This is a genomic window from Acidovorax sp. 56 (assembly GCF_002749705.1).
Taxonomy (GTDB): Bacteria; Pseudomonadota; Gammaproteobacteria; order Burkholderiales; family Burkholderiaceae_C; genus Acidovorax.
The window spans coordinates 4060946-4079185 of sequence record NZ_PEEV01000001.1 but is presented as its reverse complement, the minus strand read 5'-3'; the positions used below and the strand labels follow the sequence as shown (position 1 = coordinate 4079185).

Genomic DNA, 18240 nt, shown 5'->3' with positions numbered 1-18240 from the left:
CCGCCCGTCCTGCGGGCTGGCGGATTATGTCTGCGCACCAGGGCCCCTCTTGCTCTTGCGCCGCAGCTAACGCGGCTGCCGTGACTTTGGTCACGCTCTGCTCAAAGCATGCAGCGTCAGGACCTGCGTCTAGACAGGTACAGCGGTCGTGGCCTTCACGCTGTCCAGCACAAAACTGGTCTTGCAGTCTTGCACGCTGGGGTGCTTGAGCAGGGTGTCCATGATGAAGCGGCTGTAGTGCGCCATGTCCTGCACCACCACCCGCAGCAAATAGTCCATCTCCCCGGTCAGCGAAGAGCACTCCACCACCTCGGGCCAGGTCTGCACGCTGGCGCGAAACAGGTCCATGGGGTTGCGCTTGTGGCTCTCGGTGTGCTTTTCCAGGCGCACATTCAGGTAGGCGATCAGCCCCAGCCCCACCGCCTCGGGCTTGACCAGGGCTACGTAGCGGTCAATCACCCCAGCCTCTTCCAGCCGCTTGACGCGGCGCAGCACCGCGCTGGGCGAGAGGCCAATCTGGGCGCCAATGTCGTCGTAAGTGGCGCGCCCATTGATTTGAAGGATGCGAAGGACAGCACTGTCCAAGCGATCCAGCGTGTGTGCAGCAGTCATGCCCGGGATTATGAAAGCGGCGGATCGACGCCACAGCGCAAATCAGCACACAAACATCATGGTTAACCCTGAATGCGCACAAAACCTGCGCCCAATGCGAAAACACAGATTTTTCTTGCAACTCACTCGGGGCACTTTCTCCAAACGCTGTTTTATTGATCTGGGTGGCTTCTAAAGTGGACTCCACCGTGGCAGCTGGCCACACGTCCCTCATAACGGAGCCCCAACCATGAACGCAGCATTGCCCCAACAGGCCGCCCAGGCCACCGCCGCCTGGGAGAACCCCATGGGCACCGACGGCTTTGAATTCATCGAATTCGCCGCCCCCGATCCCCAAACCATGGGCAAGGTGTTTGAGGGCATGGGCTTCAAACCCGTGGCCCGGCACCGCCACAAGGCGGTCACCCTGTACCGCCAGGGAGAGATCAACTTCATCATCAATGCCGAGCCCGACAGCTTTGCCCAGCGCTTTGCGCGCCTGCATGGCCCCAGCGTCTGCGCCATTGCGTTTCGCGTGCACGATGCCAAAGCCGCCTACGAACGCGCACTGGGCCTGGGAGCCTGGGGCTACGCTGGCACCGCAGGCCCGGGCGAGCTGAACATTCCCGCCATCAAGGGCGTGGGTGACAGCCTGATCTATCTGGTGGACCGCTGGCGCGGCAAGAACGGCGCCAAGCCGGGCGACATTGGCAACATCGGCTTTTTTGACGTGGACTTCGAGCCCCTGCCTGGCGTCTCGGCCGAAGAGGCACTGAACCCCAAGGGCCACGGCCTGACCTACATCGACCACCTCACGCACAACGTGCACCGGGGCCGCATGACCGAGTGGGCCGACTTTTACGAGCGCGTGTTCAACTTCCGCGAGATCAAATACTTCGACATCGAAGGCCAGGTCACCGGCGTCAAGAGCAAGGCCATGACCAGCCCGTGCGGCAAGATCCGCATCCCGATCAATGAGGAAGGCAAGGAAAAGGCCGGCCAGATCCAGGAATACCTGGACATGTACAAGGGCGAAGGCATCCAGCACATCGCCATGGGATCGGACGACCTGTATGGCACCGTGGACGCCCTGCGCACCAGCGGCGTGCGCCTGCTCGACACCATCGACACGTACTACGAGCTGGTGGACAAGCGCATCCCCGGCCACGGCGAGCCGCTGCAGGCCCTCAAGGACCGCAAGATCCTGGTGGATGGCGTGGCGGGCAAATTGCTGCTGCAAATCTTCAGCGAGAACCAGTTGGGCCCGATCTTCTTCGAGTTCATCCAGCGCAAGGGGGACGACGGTTTTGGCAACGGCAATTTCAAGGCACTGTTCGAGTCCATCGAGCTGGACCAAATGCGCAGGGGTGTGCTGACCAAATAGCACGCCTGCGGAAACAGACCGTTACCTATACTGAGCAGCATTCGCATCCGGAGAAACCCACATGCTGCTTCGTTCCCTCTTCATTGGCGCACTGCTGTGCGGCGGTGCCACGCTTGCGTTGGCACAAAACCCCGGCGCACCGCTGACCATTGTGGTGCCTTACCCTGCGGGAGGCCCGCTGGACACCGCTGCCCGCCTGCTGGCAGACGGTGCCAAAGCCCAACTGGGCGCCATTGCCGTAGAGAACAAGCCCGGCGCAGGTGGCAACACCGGCGCCGAGCTGGTGGCCAAGTCACCCAAGGGCAGCAACCAGCTGCTCATGGGTGCTGTTGCCACCCATGCCGTCAACCCCTGGCTGTACAAAAGCTTCCCCTACAACCCGATCAAGGACTTCAAGCCGCTGGTGCTCGTGGCGCGCACACCCAATGTGCTGGTGATGAATGCAGAGCAAGCCAAAAAACTCAGCATCAACACCACCGCCGATCTGGTGCAGTACCTCAAGAAGAACCCGGACCAGCTCAAGTACGGATCGGGTGGCAACGGCAGCATCGGCCACATTGCGGCAGAAATGTTCAAGTCGCTGACCAACACCAAGATGGGCCATACCCCCTTCCAAGGGTCTGCCCCCGCCTTGGCGGCGCTGACTTCGGGGCAGGTGGGCCTGGTGTTTGACAACCTGGCATCGGCCCTGCCCCACATCCAGTCGGGCAAGTTCAAGGCCCTGGGGGTCACCACCCTCAGCCGCGACAAGGCGCTTCCGGACGTGCCCAGCATCAACGACTCGGTGCAAGGCTTCAATGTGTCGACCTGGTTTGGGCTGTTTGCCCCCGCCAGTCTGCCTGACGCCGACGCTCGCCGTTATGCCAACGCATTCACTGCAGTGATGCAGTCGGCGCCGGGCAAGGCAGGCCTGCAAAAGATGGGGATTTCGCCAGAAGAGCTGAGCCTGGACGGTTTTTCGCAGTTCGTGAAGTCTGAGTACAACAAGTACGAGTTCTTGATCAAGGCCGCAAAAATCAAAATCAATTAGCCGCCAAAGGTCGGGCGCATGCGGCCCGCAGAGTGAACAGGGCCTGGGCGGCACAGGAGCAAACCATGGGACAACCCCCTGTCGTCTACGGCCAATCCACCCGCCCACCCCGTGGCGACTACTCTCGCGCAGACGAGGGCTACACCTGCGCGCAAAACCACGCGGCCTACACCGCTGCCGACCACGACACCTACCGGCGCCTGTACGAGCGCCAATGCGCCCTGTTGCCCAGCCTGGCCAGCGATGCCTTCATAGAGGCCCTGCCCTCGCTGGGCGTGAAGGACCACATTCCGCGCTTTGAAGAAATCAACGACCGCCTGTACCGCGCCACACGCTGGGAGATCGTGGCCGTGCCGGGGCTGATCCCTGAGGTGCCCTTCTTCACGCTGCTGGCCAACCGCAAGTTCCCCGTCACCGACTGGATTCGCAAGCCTGAAGAGTTTGACTACATCGTCGAGCCCGACATCTTCCACGACCTGTTTGGCCATGTGCCCTTGCTCTTCAACCCCGTGTTTGCCGACTACGTGCAACGCTACGGCCAGGGCGGGCTCAAGGCCCAGGGGCTGGGGGCCTGCGAGATGCTCAGCCGCCTGTACTGGTACACGATCGAGTTCGGGCTGATCCGCCAGGCCAACGGCCTGCGGGCCTACGGTGCGGGCATTCTCAGCTCATCGGGCGAGCTGCCCTATGCCGTGCAAAGCCCTGAGCCACAGCGCCTGCCGCTACAGCTGCAGCGCACCATGCGCACGCGCTACAAGATCGACACCTACCAGCAGACCTACTTCGTGATCGACAGCTTTGAGCAGCTGTTTGACATGACCGCAGCGGACTTCACCCCCCTGTACGAGCAATTGCGCGGCTTGCCGGAGTTTGCGGCCGACGAGCGAGAAGCCGCCGTGGCGGCCTGAAACCTGCCTGAAATCGGCGTCAGGGCCTGGCGATTTCGTCCAGACACGCTTGCACCACCAACGGATGCAATGCCATTTGCAGGTGGGCCACATCGCTGATGAGGCGGTGCTGTGCCCCCGGCAAGGCAGCGGTGGAGGCGGGAAAAACGATGTTGTCGCAAGGTGAGTACCAACACACGAACAAGCTGCGCCGCTCGGGTGACTCTTGCCCCGCCAAGGCTTGCAGCCAGGGGCTGTCCAGCCGCATCTGGCGGCCATTTTCAGCATGGCTGAAGCGGCCCAGCCAGGTGCCTGCGTGGGGCGTACCCAAGGTCAACACGCGGTGCACGCGCGCATCGCCCTCCGCGGCCCGCAGCCACGCCCGGGCGGCCAGCCCGCCCATGCTGTGGCACAGCAGCACCGGGGGCTGGCCGGTCGCTGCCGTGACACGCTGCACGGCCTGCTCAATGGCATCGATATACGCATCGATGGAGCCGATGACGGGCTCCAGATTGACCGCCACATGGGCATGGCCCGCAGCCCGCAAGCGGGGCAGCCAATGCAGCCACACGCCCCGATTGCACATGAAGCCATGCACCAGTACCACACCCCGCGCCCCATTGGGCTGGGCAGGCAGCCAATCGGGTTCGGTATGGGCAAAAAAAGGCTGGCGCCAGCAAAACACGAGCAAGGCGACCCCTAGCTCGCACCACCAGGCCCGCAGCAATTGGGGCACCGAGGCCACCGGCACGGCATCGCGCCGATTGAGGCGCTGCATGGCCATGAACTCCAGGCCCATGACGGCCACAAACACCAGCAGCGGCAGCAACGCCGCCCCGCAGGCCAGCCACGGCCGCTCAGGCCACCACCACACCAGACACCCCACGGCGTACAAGAGCAACGAAAACAAAAACACCTTCTGAGAACGGGCAAGCATGGGCGGTGGCGCGGTAGGGAAATGTGAGGGCCCGGCAAGGCCAGAGCACGTTGGCGGGCAGTGTGCACCAGCCCGGCCAGGGGCGCCCGGCTAGGGGCGCCGCCCCGCAATTTCCAGCGGGTTCTGTCGCCTGCGAGACGTAGAACGCATCCACCCTAGGACAAGCCCGATAACCGCGCTGCCCCGCGTGCTCCCAGAATGGGAATGCAAGCCGTTTATCCCAGCGGCCACTCGGTTTATCAACCCGCCAAACCCGCCATTGCGCCTCAGGCCCTCATTGGCGAGCACAAGGAATTCGCATGGAAAAGATCTGGCTCAAGAGCTACCCCCCGGGCGTACCGCACGACGTGCAACCCGAGCAATACCGCTCTGTGGCCCACCTGCTGGAAGAGTCGTTTCGCAAGCACGCCAGCAGCCCGTTCTCCGTCTGCATGGACCGCTGGATGAACTACGGCGACCTCGAGCGCCTGTCGGGCGCCCTGGGCGCCTACCTGCAGGGGCTGGGGCTGCAGCCCGGCTCGCGCGTGGCCATCATGCTGCCCAACATTCCCCAGTTTGGCGTGACCATGGCGGCCGTGCTGCGCGCGGGCTACACCTGCGTCAACGTCAACCCGCTGTACACCGCGCGCGAGCTGGAGCACCAGCTCAAAGACTCCGGCGCCACCACCATCGTCATTCTCGAAAACTTTGCCCACACCCTGGCCGAGGTGGTGGACCACACCGGCATCCAGCATGTGGTGATGGCCTCGATGGGCGACCTGTTGGGTTTCTGGTTTGGCAAATGGATCACCTTTGCCGTGCGCCACCTGGCCAAGATGGTGCCCGCGTATGACCTGCCACTGACCAACGGGCGCAAGGTGGTCACCTTCAAAAAGGCGCTGGCCCTGGGCGAGCACCGCACCCTGAGCCCCAGCCCCGCCACGCTCGACTCGATTGCCTTTTTGCAGTACACGGGCGGCACCACGGGCTTGTCCAAGGGCGCCGTGCTCACGCACCGCAACATCGTGGCCGCCACACTGCAGGCCGAGGCGTGGTTCACCCCCGCGCTGTCCAAGATTGGCGATGTGACCAAAGCCAACAGCATTGCCGCGCTGCCGCTGTACCACATCTTCGCGCTCACGCTGTGCCTGCTGGCCATCCGCCAGGGCTCCAGCCTCACGCTCATCCCCAACCCGCGCGACATCCCCAAGTTTGTGGCCGAGCTGAAAAAGCGCCCCTTCCACATGCTGCCCGCCGTGAACACCTTGTTCAACGCGCTGCTGCAAAACCCGCAGTTCCGCGCGCTCGATTTTTCACACCTGTGCGTGTCGCAGGCCGGGGGCATGGCGGCATCGGAGGGCACGGCCAAGCAATGGCAGAAGGTCACGGGCAGCACCATGATCGAAGGCTGGGGAATGAGCGAAACCTGCGCCATCGGCACCAACAACCCGGTGACCAATACCGAGTTCTCGGGCTCCATCGGCCTGCCCCTGCCGGGCATCGACATTGCCATCAAGGACGATGCGGGCAACAGCCTGCCCCAGGGCGCCTCGGGCGAGATCTGCATCCGTGGCCCCAACGTGATGACCGGCTACTACAACCAGCCTGAAGAGAACGCCAAGGCCTTCACCCCCGACGGCTTCATGCGCACGGGCGACATCGGCATCATGGACGCACAGGGCTACACCCGCATCATCGACCGCAAAAAGGACATGATTTTGGTGAGCGGCTTCAACGTCTTCCCCAACGAGCTGGAACAGGTCATCAGCCTGTGCCCCGGCGTGGTGGAGTGCGCGGCCATTGGGGTGCCCGACGAGAAGCAGGGCGAGGCCATCAAGGTGTTCATCATCAAGAACGACCCAGCTCTGACCGAGGACGATGTGGCGGCGTTCTGCCACGAGAACCTCACCGGCTACAAGCGCCCCAAGTACATCGAGTTCCGCGACGAGCTGCCCAAGAGCAACGTCGGCAAGATCCTGCGGCGGGAATTGAGAACATCCCCCTGAGCGGCTTTGCCGCTTCCCCCTTCTCTCTGCGCGCTTCGCGCTCGGGAAGGGGGACAACACCAGCGCGGCGGGGCGGCCCTTGCGCGGTGTTTCTGGCATAAGGCAACGCGCCTGCCTCCAGCGCTTTTGCATGCCAATGCTTCGCGCCCTCTGCCACGCCTCATGCCCAGGCAATGCCCGGCATCGAGGATCCAGAGTTTGATGCAGGTACGTCCACTGCATGCTCACCTCCTTAGCCCTACCTGCGCGGCATAGTGGCAAAGCCGTTTTCCAACCTCTCCCGTCCAACTACCTGACGCAACCTCAGGGTTTCTCCCAGCAAGCAAACGTTTGCGCAAACGTTTGCTTTCGCTATGATTCGCGCCGCGGCATCGCTTTGGCGGGTCGCCCGAAGCGTTTTTGTGGGCGCCTTTCGGCGCTTTGAAGCCCCCCAATCCCAACTGGAGACACCATGCAGTTCACCCGCCGTTCCGTTCAAACCGCTGCCGCCATCGCCGTTTTGGGCGGCTTGCTGGCCAGCCCCGCCTGGGCGCAAGACAAGCCCAAGATCGCCCTGGTGATGAAGTCGCTGGCCAATGAGTTCTTCCGCACCATGGAAGACGGCGCCAAGGCCCACCAAAAGGCCCACGCCAGCGAGTACACGCTGATCGCCAACGGCATCAAGAACGAAACCGACACCGCCGCGCAGATCAAGATGATCGAGCAGGCCGTGGCGCAAAAGGTCAGTGCCATCGTGCTGGCCCCGGCCGACTCCAAGGCCCTGGTGCCCGTGGTGAAGAACGCTATCGACAAGGGCATCATCGTGGTGAACATCGACAACCAGCTCGACGCCGCCGCCCTCAAAGAGAAGAACATCACCGTGCCCTTCGTCGGCCCTGACAACCGCGTGGGCGCCAAGCTGGCGGGCGACCACCTGGCCAAGACGCTGAAGGCGGGCGACAAGGTCGGCATCATCGAAGGCGTGTCCACCACCTTCAATGCCCAGCAACGCACCCTGGGCTACCAGGACGCCATGAAGGCCGCAGGCATCACCGTGGTGGGCGTGCAGTCCGGCAACTGGGAAATCGAAAAGGGCAACACCGTGGCCGCCGGCATGATGCGCGAGCACCCTGACCTGGTGGCCCTGCTGGCGGGCAACGACAGCATGGCGCTGGGCATCGTGGCCGCCGTGAAGGCCGCTGGCAAGACCGGCAAGGTGCAAGTAGTGGGCTACGACAACATCGCCGCCATCAAGCCCATGCTGGCCGACGGCCGCGTGCTGGCCACAGCCGACCAGTTTGCCGCCAAGCAAGCCGTGTTCGGCATTGAGCTGGCCCAGAAGGCCCTGGCCGCCAAGACGCCCCAGGCCCAACTGCCTGCCGCCGTGAAGACCGACGTGGTGCTGGTGACCAAAGACAGCAAGTAACCCACGCGCAGTCTGAGGCGCGTGGCCTGACCGCCGCGCGCCTTTTTTGTTTTTTGAAGGCACTGCCCCCGCCATGACGCCCCACACCTCCGCCACGCCCCCTTCGCCCCTGCTGTCCATCGACGCCGTGGGCAAGGACTACACCGCCACCGTGCTCGACAACGTGACGCTGGCCCTGAACGCGGGCGAGGTGCTGGCCCTCACGGGCGAGAACGGCGCGGGCAAGAGCACGCTGTCCAAGATCATCTGCGGGCTGGAGTCGGCCACGCGGGGCGGTATGCGCCTGGGTGGGCAAACCTACACCCCCACCTCGCGCCGCGATGCCGAGCAGCACGGCGTGCGCATGGTGATGCAAGAGCTGGGGCTGATCCCCACCCTGTCGGTAGCCGAGAACCTGCTCATGGGCCGCCTGCCCCACCGCGCTGGGTGGCTACGCCGCGATGCACTGCACGCCGCCGCCAGCCAGCAGCTGGCCAAGATTGGCCTGACCCACATCGACCCGGCCACGCCCGTGTCGGCCCTGGGCATTGGCCAGCAGCAGATGGTGGAGATTGCGCGCAACCTGCACGACGACACGCGCATCCTGGTGCTGGACGAGCCCACCGCCATGCTCACCCCGCGTGAGACGAATTACCTGTTTGATCAGATCGCCCACCTCACCGCACGCGGCGTGGCCATCATTTACGTGTCGCACCGCCTCGAAGAGCTGCGCCGCATTGCCGACCGCGCCGCCGTGCTGCGCGACGGCCGCCTGGTGGACGTGCTGCCCATGGCAGGCCTGACGGAAGACGCGCTGGTGCAACGCATGGTCGGCCGCTCGGTCAACGACCTGGAAGACCGCCCCCGCCGCACCGCAGGCCCGGTGGTCATGGGCGTGCAAGGCATTGGCCGGGGCACTGCGGTGCAGGACGTGAGCCTGGAGCTGCGCGCCGGGGAAGTGTTCGGCATTGCCGGGCTGGTGGGCTCGGGCCGCACCGAGCTTCTGCGCCTGCTGTTTGGTGCGGACCGCGCCGATCGGGGCAGCATCACCTTGCACGACAATATTGAGCAAAAAGAGCCTCCAGCGCTTACAGATAAAGCGCAAGCAGCTATTAATTCAATAGCAAAAACCAATTCATCCGCCTCTCGCCCCCCGGTGCTGCGCACCCTGTCGCGGGGTTTTGCCACACCGCTGCAGGCCATTGCCGCCGGGGTGGGCCTGGTAACGGAAGACCGCAAATCGCAAGGCCTGCTGCTGGCGCAGCCCATCCGGATCAACGCCACGCTGTCCGACCTGGGCGCCGTCTCGCGCGGGGGCTGGTTGCAGCGTGGGCTGGAGAACCGGCTGGTGCAGGGCTTCATCCAGACCCTGCGCATCCGCTGCCGTGGCGGTGAGCAGCCCGTGGGCCAACTCTCGGGCGGCAACCAGCAAAAGGTGGTGTTTGCCCGCTGGCTGCACCGCCCCTGCAAGGTGCTGCTGCTGGACGAGCCCACCCGTGGCGTGGACGTGGGCGCACGCGCCGAGATTTACAGCGAGCTGGACCGCATGGCCGACCAAGGCCGCGCCCTGCTGATGGTGTCGTCCGACCTGCGCGAGCTGATGGCCATGGCCGACCGCATTGGCGTGATGAGCGGTGGCCGCATGGTGGCCGTGTTCGAGCGCGGCGAGTGGACGCAGCAATCGCTGCTGGCCGCCGCCTTCTCGGAGCAAGGCCATGCGCCCGCCGAGCAACCAGCGGCTGCATAGCCCCCACGCACCTCCCAACCACCGCCCTGTTCCACCGCCCTGTTTTGACCCTTTTCCTGACCGAGCCCTTCGCATGAACGCCCCCACCTCCACCCCTACGGCAGCGGCCCCTGCACCGCGCACCCCCTCCGCCTGGCGCAGCCAGCTGGGCACCTACCTCGGGCTGATCGCCGTGCTGGCGGGCATGGTGGCGCTGTTCTCGTCGCTGTCCGAATACTTCTGGAGCGCCGAGACCTTCATCACCATTGCCAACGAAATCCCGGCCCTGGCCGTGATGGCCGTGGGCATGACCTTTGTGCTCATCATCGCGGGCATCGATTTGTCGGTGGGCTCGGTGATGGCGCTGGCCGCCGCCACCTCGGCCGCCGCCATCCTGCAGTGGGGCTGGACGGTGCCTGCCGCCGCGGCGCTGGCCCTGGCCACCGGCCTGGTGTGCGGCACCATCACCGGCACCATCTCGGTGGCGTGGCGCCTGCCCTCGTTCATCGTCTCGCTGGGCATGCTCGAAGCCGTGCGCGGCAGCGCCTACGTGGTGACCGACTCGCGCACGCAGTACGTGGGCGATGCGATCTCGTGGCTGTCGGCACCGTTCTTTGGCGGCATCTCGTTCGCCTTCTTGCTGGCCGTGGTGCTGGTGGTGGTGGCACAACTGGTGCTGTCGCGCACCGTGTTTGGCCGCAGCGTGGTGGGCATTGGCACCAACGAGGAAGCCATGCGCCTGGCAGGCGTGGACCCGCGCCCCATCCGCATCATCGTGTTCGCTGTGACCGGGCTGCTGGCCGGGCTGGCGGGCCTGATGCAATCGGCCCGCCTGGAAGCCGCCGACCCCAACGCAGGCACCGGCATGGAGCTGCAGGTGATTGCCGCCGTGGTGATTGGCGGCACCAGCCTGATGGGCGGGCGCGGCTCGGTGGTGAACACCGCGTTTGGCGTGCTCATCATTGCCGTGCTGGAGGCAGGCCTGGCCCAGGTGGGCGCCAGCGAGCCCAGCAAGCGCATCATCACCGGCATCGTGATCGTGGCCGCCGTGATCGTGGACACGCTGCGCCAGCGCCGCGCGGCCAAGGCCTGAGCCCGCACGGGAGCCGCCCATGGCCACCATCAAGGACGTTGCCCGCCACGCCGACGTATCGGTCACCACCGTCTCGCACGTGGTCAATGGCACCCGCCATGTCAGCCCCGAAAGCCGAGCACGCGTAGAGACCGCCATCCGCGCCCTGGGCTATGTGCCCAGCGCCATTGCGCGCAGCCTCAAGAGCAACAACACGCGCACGCTGGGCATGCTGATCCCCAACAGCTCCAACCCCTACTTTGCAGAAATCGTGCACGCGGTGGAAGACCGCTGCTTTGGCGCGGGCTACAACCTCATCCTGTGCAACACCAACGACGAGGCCCACCGCCAGGGCACCTATTTGCAGGTGCTGGCCGAGCGGCGCATTGACGGACTGATCGTCGTCTCCACCGGGCACGACGCCACCTTGCCCAACCAGCTGGCGGGCCTGGGCATTCCCACCGTGCTGGTGGACCGCGAAATCGAGATTGCCGAGCAGCCCTGCGACCTGGTGGAAACCGCCCACATGCAAGGCGGCCTGCTGGCCACGCAGCACCTGCTGCAACTGGGCCACCAGCGCATTGCCTGCATTGGCGGCCCCACGGGCCTGGCCCCCAGCGAGCAGCGCATTGCGGGCTGGCGCAGCGCCCTGGCTGGCGCAGGCCTGGGCCAGGGCGACGGCCTGCTGTGGCACGGCAACTTCACCAGCCAGGGTGGCTACGAGGCCATGCACGCACTGCTGCGCGCGGCCACGCCGCCCACCGCCGTGTTCGTCTGCAACGACCTGATGGCCATGGGCGCGCTGTGCGCCGCGCACGAGCGCGGCCTGCGCCTGCCCGAGGCCCTGTCGATGGTGGGCTTTGACGACATTGAACTCACCGCCTTCACCAGCCCGCCGCTGACCACCGTGGCCCAGCCCAAGCAGCGCATCGGCGCGCTGGCCGTGGACATGCTGCTCGAGCGCATCGACGGCAAGCGCCAGGACGCCCGCAAGGTGATGCTGCAGCCCGAGCTGCGCGTGCGCGCATCGACCGCGCCCCGCCCCCAATAAATAACAAAGAATTCCCAACGCATGACGACGTCCCCTTCCACACCCCTCCCCTGCATCGCCGTGCTGGGCAGCCTGAACATGGACCTGGTGCTGCAGGTGCAGCACGCCCCCGGCGCGGGCGAAACCGTCCTGGCCCAGGGTCTTCACTACGTGCCCGGCGGCAAAGGCGGCAACCAGGCCGTGGCCTGCGCCCGCCAGGGCGCGCAGGTGCACCTGCTGGGCCGTGTGGGCAACGACGCCCACGGCGCCACGCTGCGCGCTGAACTGGAGCGCGATGGCATCGACCACAGCGCCGTGCTCACCGACCCCGAAGCCCCCACCGGGCTGGCCGCCATCACGGTGGAGGCCTCGGGCCAGAACCGCATCGTGGTCGTGCCCGGCGCCAATGCCCGCTTCACGCTCGACACACCGGCCCTGCAATCCCTGCTGACCCGCGCCAGCGCACTGGTCATGCAGTTGGAAAGCCCCATGCCCGAAGTGCTGGCGGCCGCGCAGTGCGCGCACAGCGCCGGGAGGCGTGTGGTGTTCAACCCCTCCCCCATCCAGCCCCTGCCCGATGCGCTGCTGCCGCTGGTCGATGTGCTGGTGGTCAACGAAGTGGAAGCCGCCGCGCTGGCAGGCACTGCGGTAGCAACCCCGGCCCAGGCCGCGCAGGCGGCCCAGGCGCTGCGCGCCAAGGGCCCACAGCAAGTCGTGGTCACGCTGGGCGCCGCCGGTGCCGTGGCGGCCGATGCCCAAGGCAGCCGCTACCACCCCGGCCGCAAGGTGCAGGCGGTGGACACCACGGCGGCGGGCGACACCTTTTTGGGCGCCCTCACCGTGGCGCTGGCCGAGGGCCAATCGCTCGACCTGGCGGTGCGCGAAGGCATCCGCGCCTCGGCCCTGTGCGTGACGCAGGCGGGCGCCCAACCCTCCATCCCCACCCGCGCCTCCGTGGCGCAAAGCCCCCTGCCCCCTGACTGGAGCCCCCTGTGAAACGCACCGCCTTGCTGCACGCCGAACTCTCCCACGCCATTGCCTCCATGGGCCATGGCGACATGCTGGTGATTGGCGACGTGGGCCTGCCCATCCCGAACGGCCCGCGCCGCATCGACCTGGCGATGACGCCCGGCATCCCTGCCGTGGCCGATGTACTGCGCGTGGTGCTGACCGAGCTGCAGGTGGAAAAAGCCGTGATCGCCACCGAAGCCGTGGAGCGCGCCCAGGGCCTGCTGCCCAGCTGGTGCCAGCTGCCCGTCACACCGCAAACCGTCAGCCACGATGAATTCAAGCGCCTGACCGAGCGCGCCCGCGTGGTGGTGCGCACGGGCGAGTGCACACCCTATGCCAACGTGATCCTGGTGGCTGGCGTCACGTTCTGATCGGGCACGCCACCCGTTCGGGCTGAGCTTGTCGAAGCCCGCCCCCCAGACCCCGTAGGTCGGGTTAGCCCGCAAGGGCATCACCCGACACCCTGGGGCTAGCGCGGCACTATCGTCGGGTTACGCTGCGCTAACCCGACCTACACGACTGCCAGCACCAGAGCGACACCCCCACCGCTCGGGCTAAGCCCCAAACGGGCAGCGGCAGTGCCCAGCCCCCTGCGCAGGCCCTCTCGGGGTTTTGGAGAGGCTGTGGGCCCGTGCGGTGCGCTACGCTGCAGGCTCTGCCGCAGCCACTGCCCCTCACGCCATGCCCGCACCCTCGACCGCCCCGTTGACCGCATCCCTGCCTCCCGGCATCACCGTGCTGGAGCGCGGCTGGCTCTCGGCCAATAACGTGGTGTGCATCGGGCCCGAAGGCGCGGCCGTGGTGGACACCGGCTACTGCACCCACAGCGACCAGACTGTGGCCTTGGTGCAAAGCGTGCTGGGCGCGCAGCCGCTGCAGCGCATCCTCAACACCCACCTGCACAGCGACCACTGTGGTGGCAATGCCGCGTTGCAGGCGGCCTGGCCCGGTGCCGCCACCCACATCCCCCCCGGCCAAATGGCGCTGGTGGCGCAATGGAACGCCTACGCCCTGAGCTACACCCCCACGGGCCAGGACTGCCCGCGCTTCAAGGCCGACACCGCCTTGCAGCCCGGCACCACCGTGCGCCTGGCCGGGCGCGACTGGCAAGTGCACGCCGCACCGGGGCACGACCCGCATTCGGTGGTGCTGTTTGAGCCGCAAAGCGCCACGCTCATCTCGGCCGACGCGCTGTGGGAGAACGGCTTTGGCGTCGTCTTTCCAGAGCTGGAAGGCACCGCCGCTTTCGACGAAGTGGCCGCCACGCTCGATGTGATCGAGCGCCTGGCCCCGCGCACCGTCATCCCCGGCCACGGCCCCGTGTTTACCGATGCGCCGCGCGCCATTGCCGCCGCACGCCAGCGGCTGCAGGGCTTTGCGGCCGCACCGCGCAAGCACGCGCTGTATGCCGCCAAAGTGCTGCTCAAGTACAAACTGCTGGAACTGCAGCACACCACCGTGCCCGCCCTGCAGCAGTGGGCCGAGGGCACGCCCTACTTCGGCATGCTGCACCGCACCCACTTTGCCGACCAGCCGCAGGCCGCCTGGCTGCACAGCCTGGTGGCCGACCTGGAACGCTCGGGCGCAGCGGTGCGCCAGGGCGAGGCGCTGCACAACGGCTGATACGGATTCGCTTTCTTTTTTTGGCAAACCCCAAACCGTTCGGGCTGAGCCTGTCGAAGCCTTGCGCGGCGCTTCGACAGGCTCAGCGTGAACGGCTTTCTATTTTTGAACGCATTGCGGTGGAGCCCAGACCTCGTAGGTCGGGTTAGCCCGCAAGGGCATCACCCGACGCCCACAGGGCACGCAGCGTTGATGTCGGGTTACGCTGCGCTAACCCGACCTACACGGCGGTGCCCACAGGCCTGCAGCCAAGCTGTCAGGTCCCATGCAATCGCTCAGTGTTTGAACTGGCTATCGCATCCCGTCACGTGGTTGTTGCTGCTGGACATGCATTGGTAGAACGATTTCTTGTTGCCGCTGGCAATCTGGCAATCGCCCACGCTGTACTTGCCCTTGGCCTCCTTGATCTTCGGGGCCGTGGCGTCAAAAGCCGCCTGGGTCATGTAGCCGTCGCGCACGTTCTTCTGGCCCACCTCCAGCATCAGATCGGCCTGGTAGTGGATGTTGCTCACCGCCACCGCGCAGTTCATCGGCACTTCCTTTTTGTCGACCGTGCCCAGGGCCTTTTTAAGGCCCTCGCCAAACTCCTGCACGTCCTTGGAAACCTTCTTGGTGCCGTCGGCGTTGTACTCGGTGGCGCCCTTGCCCGAGGCGCTCTTGCGGCCCTCCGCGCCCCCCGATCCTGTGTCGCTGCCGGTGGTCGTGCCATTGGTGCTCTGCAGCTTCATGGGCTCCACATCGTCCTTGCTGGCCGGGGGCTGCGAGCCGTAATGCGTCTTGCCGTTCGCATCCACCCACTTGTACACCGGCTGCGCCTGCACGCCCACTGCCCACACCACCATGGCGGCCATCGCCGCTGCCTTCCATTGCACCATAGCACCCTCTTTTGAATGAAATATGCCGCTAGCGCTTACCTATCAAGCGCTAGCAGCTTCTTTTTTGATAGCAGACCCTGCACCGCTCACGGCAGATCGGTATTCACCGCCGGGGCGGCCGCATCGCGCGGGCCCACGGTGCCCAGGCGGCTGCGCAGCGACTGGGGCTGGCCGGTGAGCATGGCTGCGTAGTTGGTGGTGTTGGCCAGCACCTTCTTCACGTAGTCGCGCGTTTCTGCAAAGGGCACGTTTTCGGCCCAGATGGCGGCGTCCAGCACGGGGCCGTTGCGCCAGTTGCGCGGACGGCCGGGGCCTGCGTTGTAGGCGGCTGCGGCCATGGGCATGGAGCCTGCAAAGTCGTCCAGCGCCAGCTTGAGGTAGGCCGTGCCGATGGTGATGTTGGTGTCGCGGTCAGAGATCTGGTCGGGGGTGAAGTTGGTGAGGCCAATCTTCTTGGCCGTCCAGCGGGCCGTCGCGGGCATCACCTGCATCAGGCCCGAGGCCCCAACGTGCGAGCGGGCGTCCATCACAAAGCGGCTTTCCTGCCGGATCAGGCCGTACACATAGGCCGGGTCCAGGCCAATGCCCTGGGCGCGCTCCACCACAGTGGCACGAAACGGCGTGGGAAAGCGCTGCGTGGTGTCGATGACGGTCTTGGTGCGCTCGCTGGTGTTGATGCAGCGGTCCCACACCTCGCGCTGGCAGGCAAAGTCGGCAGCGGCCAGCAAATCGCGCTCGGCCATGCCGCCGGGGTTGTGCAGGTTGGTGGCGTAGTTCCACTCGCGCACGCCTTCGCTGCGCAGGCCCAGCATGATGGCGTAGAGCGCGCGGTTGAGCGCCGGGTTGGCGCGGGCCGCAGCCTTTTCCTCGGCCGTGAGGGGCGCGGGCGCGGGCGGCACGGCCACGCGCTGGCCCAGCTCTTCCAGCGCCAGCTGCTCGTAAAAGCCCCGGGTGCTGGCAATGCCCTGCAGCCACTGGCGGGCTTCGGTGCGTTCAGCCTCGCTGGGTTTTTCGGCCAGCACAGCCTTGGCGCGCCAGTACACCCAGGTGCTGTCGCTGCGGGCTTCGTCGCTCATGGCCTCCACGGCTTTGCGCACCACCTTCCACTGGCCTGCGCGCAGGGCGGCGCGCACCTTCCAGCCCAGCAGGTCGTCGTTCAGGTCGGCATCTTTGGTCACGTTGCCAAAGTAGGTCATGGCGTCGTTCGACAGGCGCTGTGCGGCCTGCTTGCCAATCACGCCCCACACCCAGTTGCGCTCTTCGGGCGACAGGTGCACGCCCCATTTGCTGTCGAGCTGGGCTGCGGCGTTGTCCACATCGCCCTGCGCCAGCTTGATGAGGGCCAGCGCCACCAGCTCCTGGCGCGCCTTGCCACGGGCCGTGGCGCGGCTGTGCAGGTACTTGGCAGCCGAGTCCATCAGTTCCTTGACCTGGGCAGAGGATTCGGGCGAGACGATTTCTACGGCGCTGCGCGCTGCGCGCACGCGGTTGGCCTCCACCGCCAGGCGGGCCTTGCGCCACACGTCCTGGGCCGTGAGCTTTTTGTAGCCATACAGCTCGCCCGCCGCGTGGGTGCAGCCGTCGTCGTTGTCGCGCTGGGCGTACCAGTTGCGGCGCACCTCATCGGCCGCCGTGGCGGGGGCCGTGCCCTTCAATGTGTCGATCAGCAGGGCGTAGCAGCGCACTTCCTTGTCGTCCGACATGCGGTAGCTGGGGTGCTGCTCGGCAAACTGTGCCCAGTCGCGGCGCTGGCCCAGCAGCAGCAGCCAGTCGTTGCGCAGCCGGTCTTCCTGGTAGGTGCCAGCGTATTTCTGCAAAAAGCCCTGGATCTCCTGGGGCGACGCCTCGCCCAGGCGCAGCTTCAGCTCCCAGTAGGCGGCCCAGGGCTCCAGCGCGTGGCCCCGGGCGCTGGGCAGCAGCTGGTCCAGCTTTTTGCGGTCGCCTTTGCGAAACGCTTGCTGCATTTCAACCAGGGTATCGTCGCCACGGTTTTGCGCCTGGACAAGGGGCGCAGTGGTGGCCAGCACGGCGGCGGCCACAAGGGGTGTCAAAATCGCTCTGAGCAATTGCATGGGGGAATTATCTGATGGACAAAGCAGCCCTTCGGCGCGCCTTGATTGAAGAACGTCTCAACCTGCCCGATCGCCTACAACGGGCCGACGCGCTGCAGCAGGTCATGCGCATTTGGCTGGTGAACCGGCCCGACACCGTGATTGGCGCCTATTGGCCCATCAAGGGAGAGTTTGACCCCCTGCCCGCCCTGCACCGCTGGAAGGAAGACGGCGAGCTGCTGGACGAGCCCCTGCGCCGCCGCATCGGCCTGCCGGTGGTCAACAAGCAGCACAAAACGCTCACCTTCCACGCCTGGTACCCCGGCTGCCCCATGGAAGAGGACGCCTACGGCATCCCCAAACCCAAGGACACCGAGGTCATCGTGCCCACGCTGCTGTTTGTGCCCTGTGTGGGCTACGCACCGGGTGGCTACCGGCTGGGCTATGGCGGCGGCTTTTACGACCGCACGCTGGCCACACTGCAGCCCAAGCCCTTCACCGTGGGCCTGGGTTTCACCAACGGCTACCTGGACGACTTCGAGCCCGAGGAGTTTGACCTGCCGCTCGATGCCATCCTGAACGACAACGGCGTGGTCTGGCCGGTCTGACCCCCTCGCCCAGGCCCGCCCAGAACAGCACGATGGCCTGTGATGC

Annotated in this window: 16 protein-coding genes; 12 read left to right on the top strand and 4 right to left on the bottom strand. The window is 65.9% G+C overall.

Annotated elements, in window-relative coordinates; genetic code table 11:
* Positions 1 to 129 precede the first annotated feature (129 nt).
* Entirely contained in the window at positions 130 to 612 is a 483-nt protein-coding gene (locus CLU88_RS18125) for an Lrp/AsnC family transcriptional regulator (protein ID WP_099657788.1), read from the bottom strand.
* Positions 613 to 841: 229 nt separating this feature from the next.
* Between CLU88_RS18125 and hppD the strand changes: the two genes are divergently transcribed.
* The 3 genes from hppD to phhA all read left to right on the top strand — a co-directional run bounded on the left by hppD (position 842) and on the right by phhA (position 3913).
* Positions 842 to 1975: a 4-hydroxyphenylpyruvate dioxygenase gene (gene hppD / locus CLU88_RS18120; RefSeq protein ID WP_099657787.1), complete on the top strand. Its 1134-nt coding sequence runs from the start codon at positions 842 to 844 to the stop codon at positions 1973 to 1975.
* Positions 1976 to 2036: 61 nt separating this feature from the next.
* Positions 2037 to 3005 (top strand): tripartite tricarboxylate transporter substrate binding protein, encoded by a 969-nt coding sequence (locus tag CLU88_RS18115; RefSeq protein WP_099657786.1) that lies wholly within the window; start codon positions 2037 to 2039, stop codon positions 3003 to 3005.
* 65 nt (positions 3006 to 3070) lie between these two features.
* Positions 3071 to 3913: a phenylalanine 4-monooxygenase gene (gene phhA / locus CLU88_RS18110; RefSeq protein ID WP_099658987.1), complete on the top strand. Its 843-nt coding sequence runs from the start codon at positions 3071 to 3073 to the stop codon at positions 3911 to 3913.
* Between the two features lie 19 nt (positions 3914 to 3932).
* Here the strand turns inward: phhA and CLU88_RS18105 are convergent, their stop codons facing one another.
* On the bottom strand, positions 3933 to 4829 hold the full coding sequence (locus tag CLU88_RS18105) for a triacylglycerol lipase (protein WP_099657785.1): 897 nt from the start codon (positions 4827 to 4829) through the stop codon (positions 3933 to 3935).
* A 299-nt stretch (positions 4830 to 5128) separates the two neighbouring features.
* On the opposite strand from CLU88_RS18105, the gene CLU88_RS18100 reads away from it, so the two are divergent.
* The 8 genes from CLU88_RS18100 (at position 5129) to CLU88_RS18065 (ending at position 14660) form a co-directional block, all read left to right on the top strand.
* Complete coding sequence (locus CLU88_RS18100; protein WP_099657784.1) at positions 5129 to 6814, top strand: AMP-binding protein; 1686 nt, start codon at positions 5129 to 5131, stop codon at positions 6812 to 6814.
* Positions 6815 to 7265: 451 nt separating this feature from the next.
* Positions 7266 to 8219 (top strand): sugar ABC transporter substrate-binding protein, encoded by a 954-nt coding sequence (locus tag CLU88_RS18095; RefSeq protein WP_099657783.1) that lies wholly within the window; start codon positions 7266 to 7268, stop codon positions 8217 to 8219.
* Between the two features lie 73 nt (positions 8220 to 8292).
* Positions 8293 to 9945 (top strand): sugar ABC transporter ATP-binding protein, encoded by a 1653-nt coding sequence (locus CLU88_RS18090; RefSeq protein WP_099658986.1) that lies wholly within the window; start codon positions 8293 to 8295, stop codon positions 9943 to 9945.
* Between the two features lie 73 nt (positions 9946 to 10018).
* Entirely contained in the window at positions 10019 to 11017 is a 999-nt protein-coding gene (locus CLU88_RS18085; RefSeq protein ID WP_099657782.1) for an ABC transporter permease, read from the top strand.
* A gap of 19 nt (positions 11018 to 11036) precedes the next feature.
* Positions 11037 to 12047 (top strand): LacI family DNA-binding transcriptional regulator, encoded by a 1011-nt coding sequence (locus CLU88_RS18080; protein ID WP_099657781.1) that lies wholly within the window; start codon positions 11037 to 11039, stop codon positions 12045 to 12047.
* A gap of 21 nt (positions 12048 to 12068) precedes the next feature.
* The gene (gene rbsK / locus CLU88_RS18075; protein WP_099657780.1) at positions 12069 to 13022 is read left to right on the top strand and encodes a ribokinase; all 954 of its coding nucleotides are present in this window, start codon (positions 12069 to 12071) and stop codon (positions 13020 to 13022) included.
* A complete protein-coding gene (rbsD, locus tag CLU88_RS18070) occupies positions 13019 to 13408 on the top strand; it encodes a D-ribose pyranase (RefSeq protein WP_099657779.1) in 390 nt (129 codons plus the stop codon). The genes rbsK and rbsD overlap by 4 nt, the downstream gene beginning before the upstream one ends.
* Before the next feature lie 310 nt (positions 13409 to 13718).
* The gene (locus tag CLU88_RS18065; RefSeq protein WP_099658985.1) at positions 13719 to 14660 is read left to right on the top strand and encodes an MBL fold metallo-hydrolase; all 942 of its coding nucleotides are present in this window, start codon (positions 13719 to 13721) and stop codon (positions 14658 to 14660) included.
* A 275-nt stretch (positions 14661 to 14935) separates the two neighbouring features.
* Here the strand turns inward: CLU88_RS18065 and CLU88_RS18060 are convergent, their stop codons facing one another.
* Together CLU88_RS18060 and CLU88_RS18055 are read right to left on the bottom strand one after the other, a co-directional pair.
* Positions 14936 to 15535 carry a DUF4124 domain-containing protein gene (locus CLU88_RS18060; protein WP_099657778.1) on the bottom strand — a complete coding sequence of 200 codons (600 nt, stop codon included), beginning with the start codon at positions 15533 to 15535 and terminating at the stop codon, positions 14936 to 14938.
* A gap of 86 nt (positions 15536 to 15621) precedes the next feature.
* Positions 15622 to 17607 carry a lytic transglycosylase domain-containing protein gene (locus tag CLU88_RS18055; protein WP_099657777.1) on the bottom strand — a complete coding sequence of 662 codons (1986 nt, stop codon included), beginning with the start codon at positions 17605 to 17607 and terminating at the stop codon, positions 15622 to 15624.
* 14 nt (positions 17608 to 17621) lie between these two features.
* On the opposite strand from CLU88_RS18055, the gene CLU88_RS18050 reads away from it, so the two are divergent.
* Positions 17622 to 18194: a 5-formyltetrahydrofolate cyclo-ligase gene (locus CLU88_RS18050; protein WP_099657776.1), complete on the top strand. Its 573-nt coding sequence runs from the start codon at positions 17622 to 17624 to the stop codon at positions 18192 to 18194.
* The last annotated feature ends 46 nt before the right edge of the window (positions 18195 to 18240 follow it).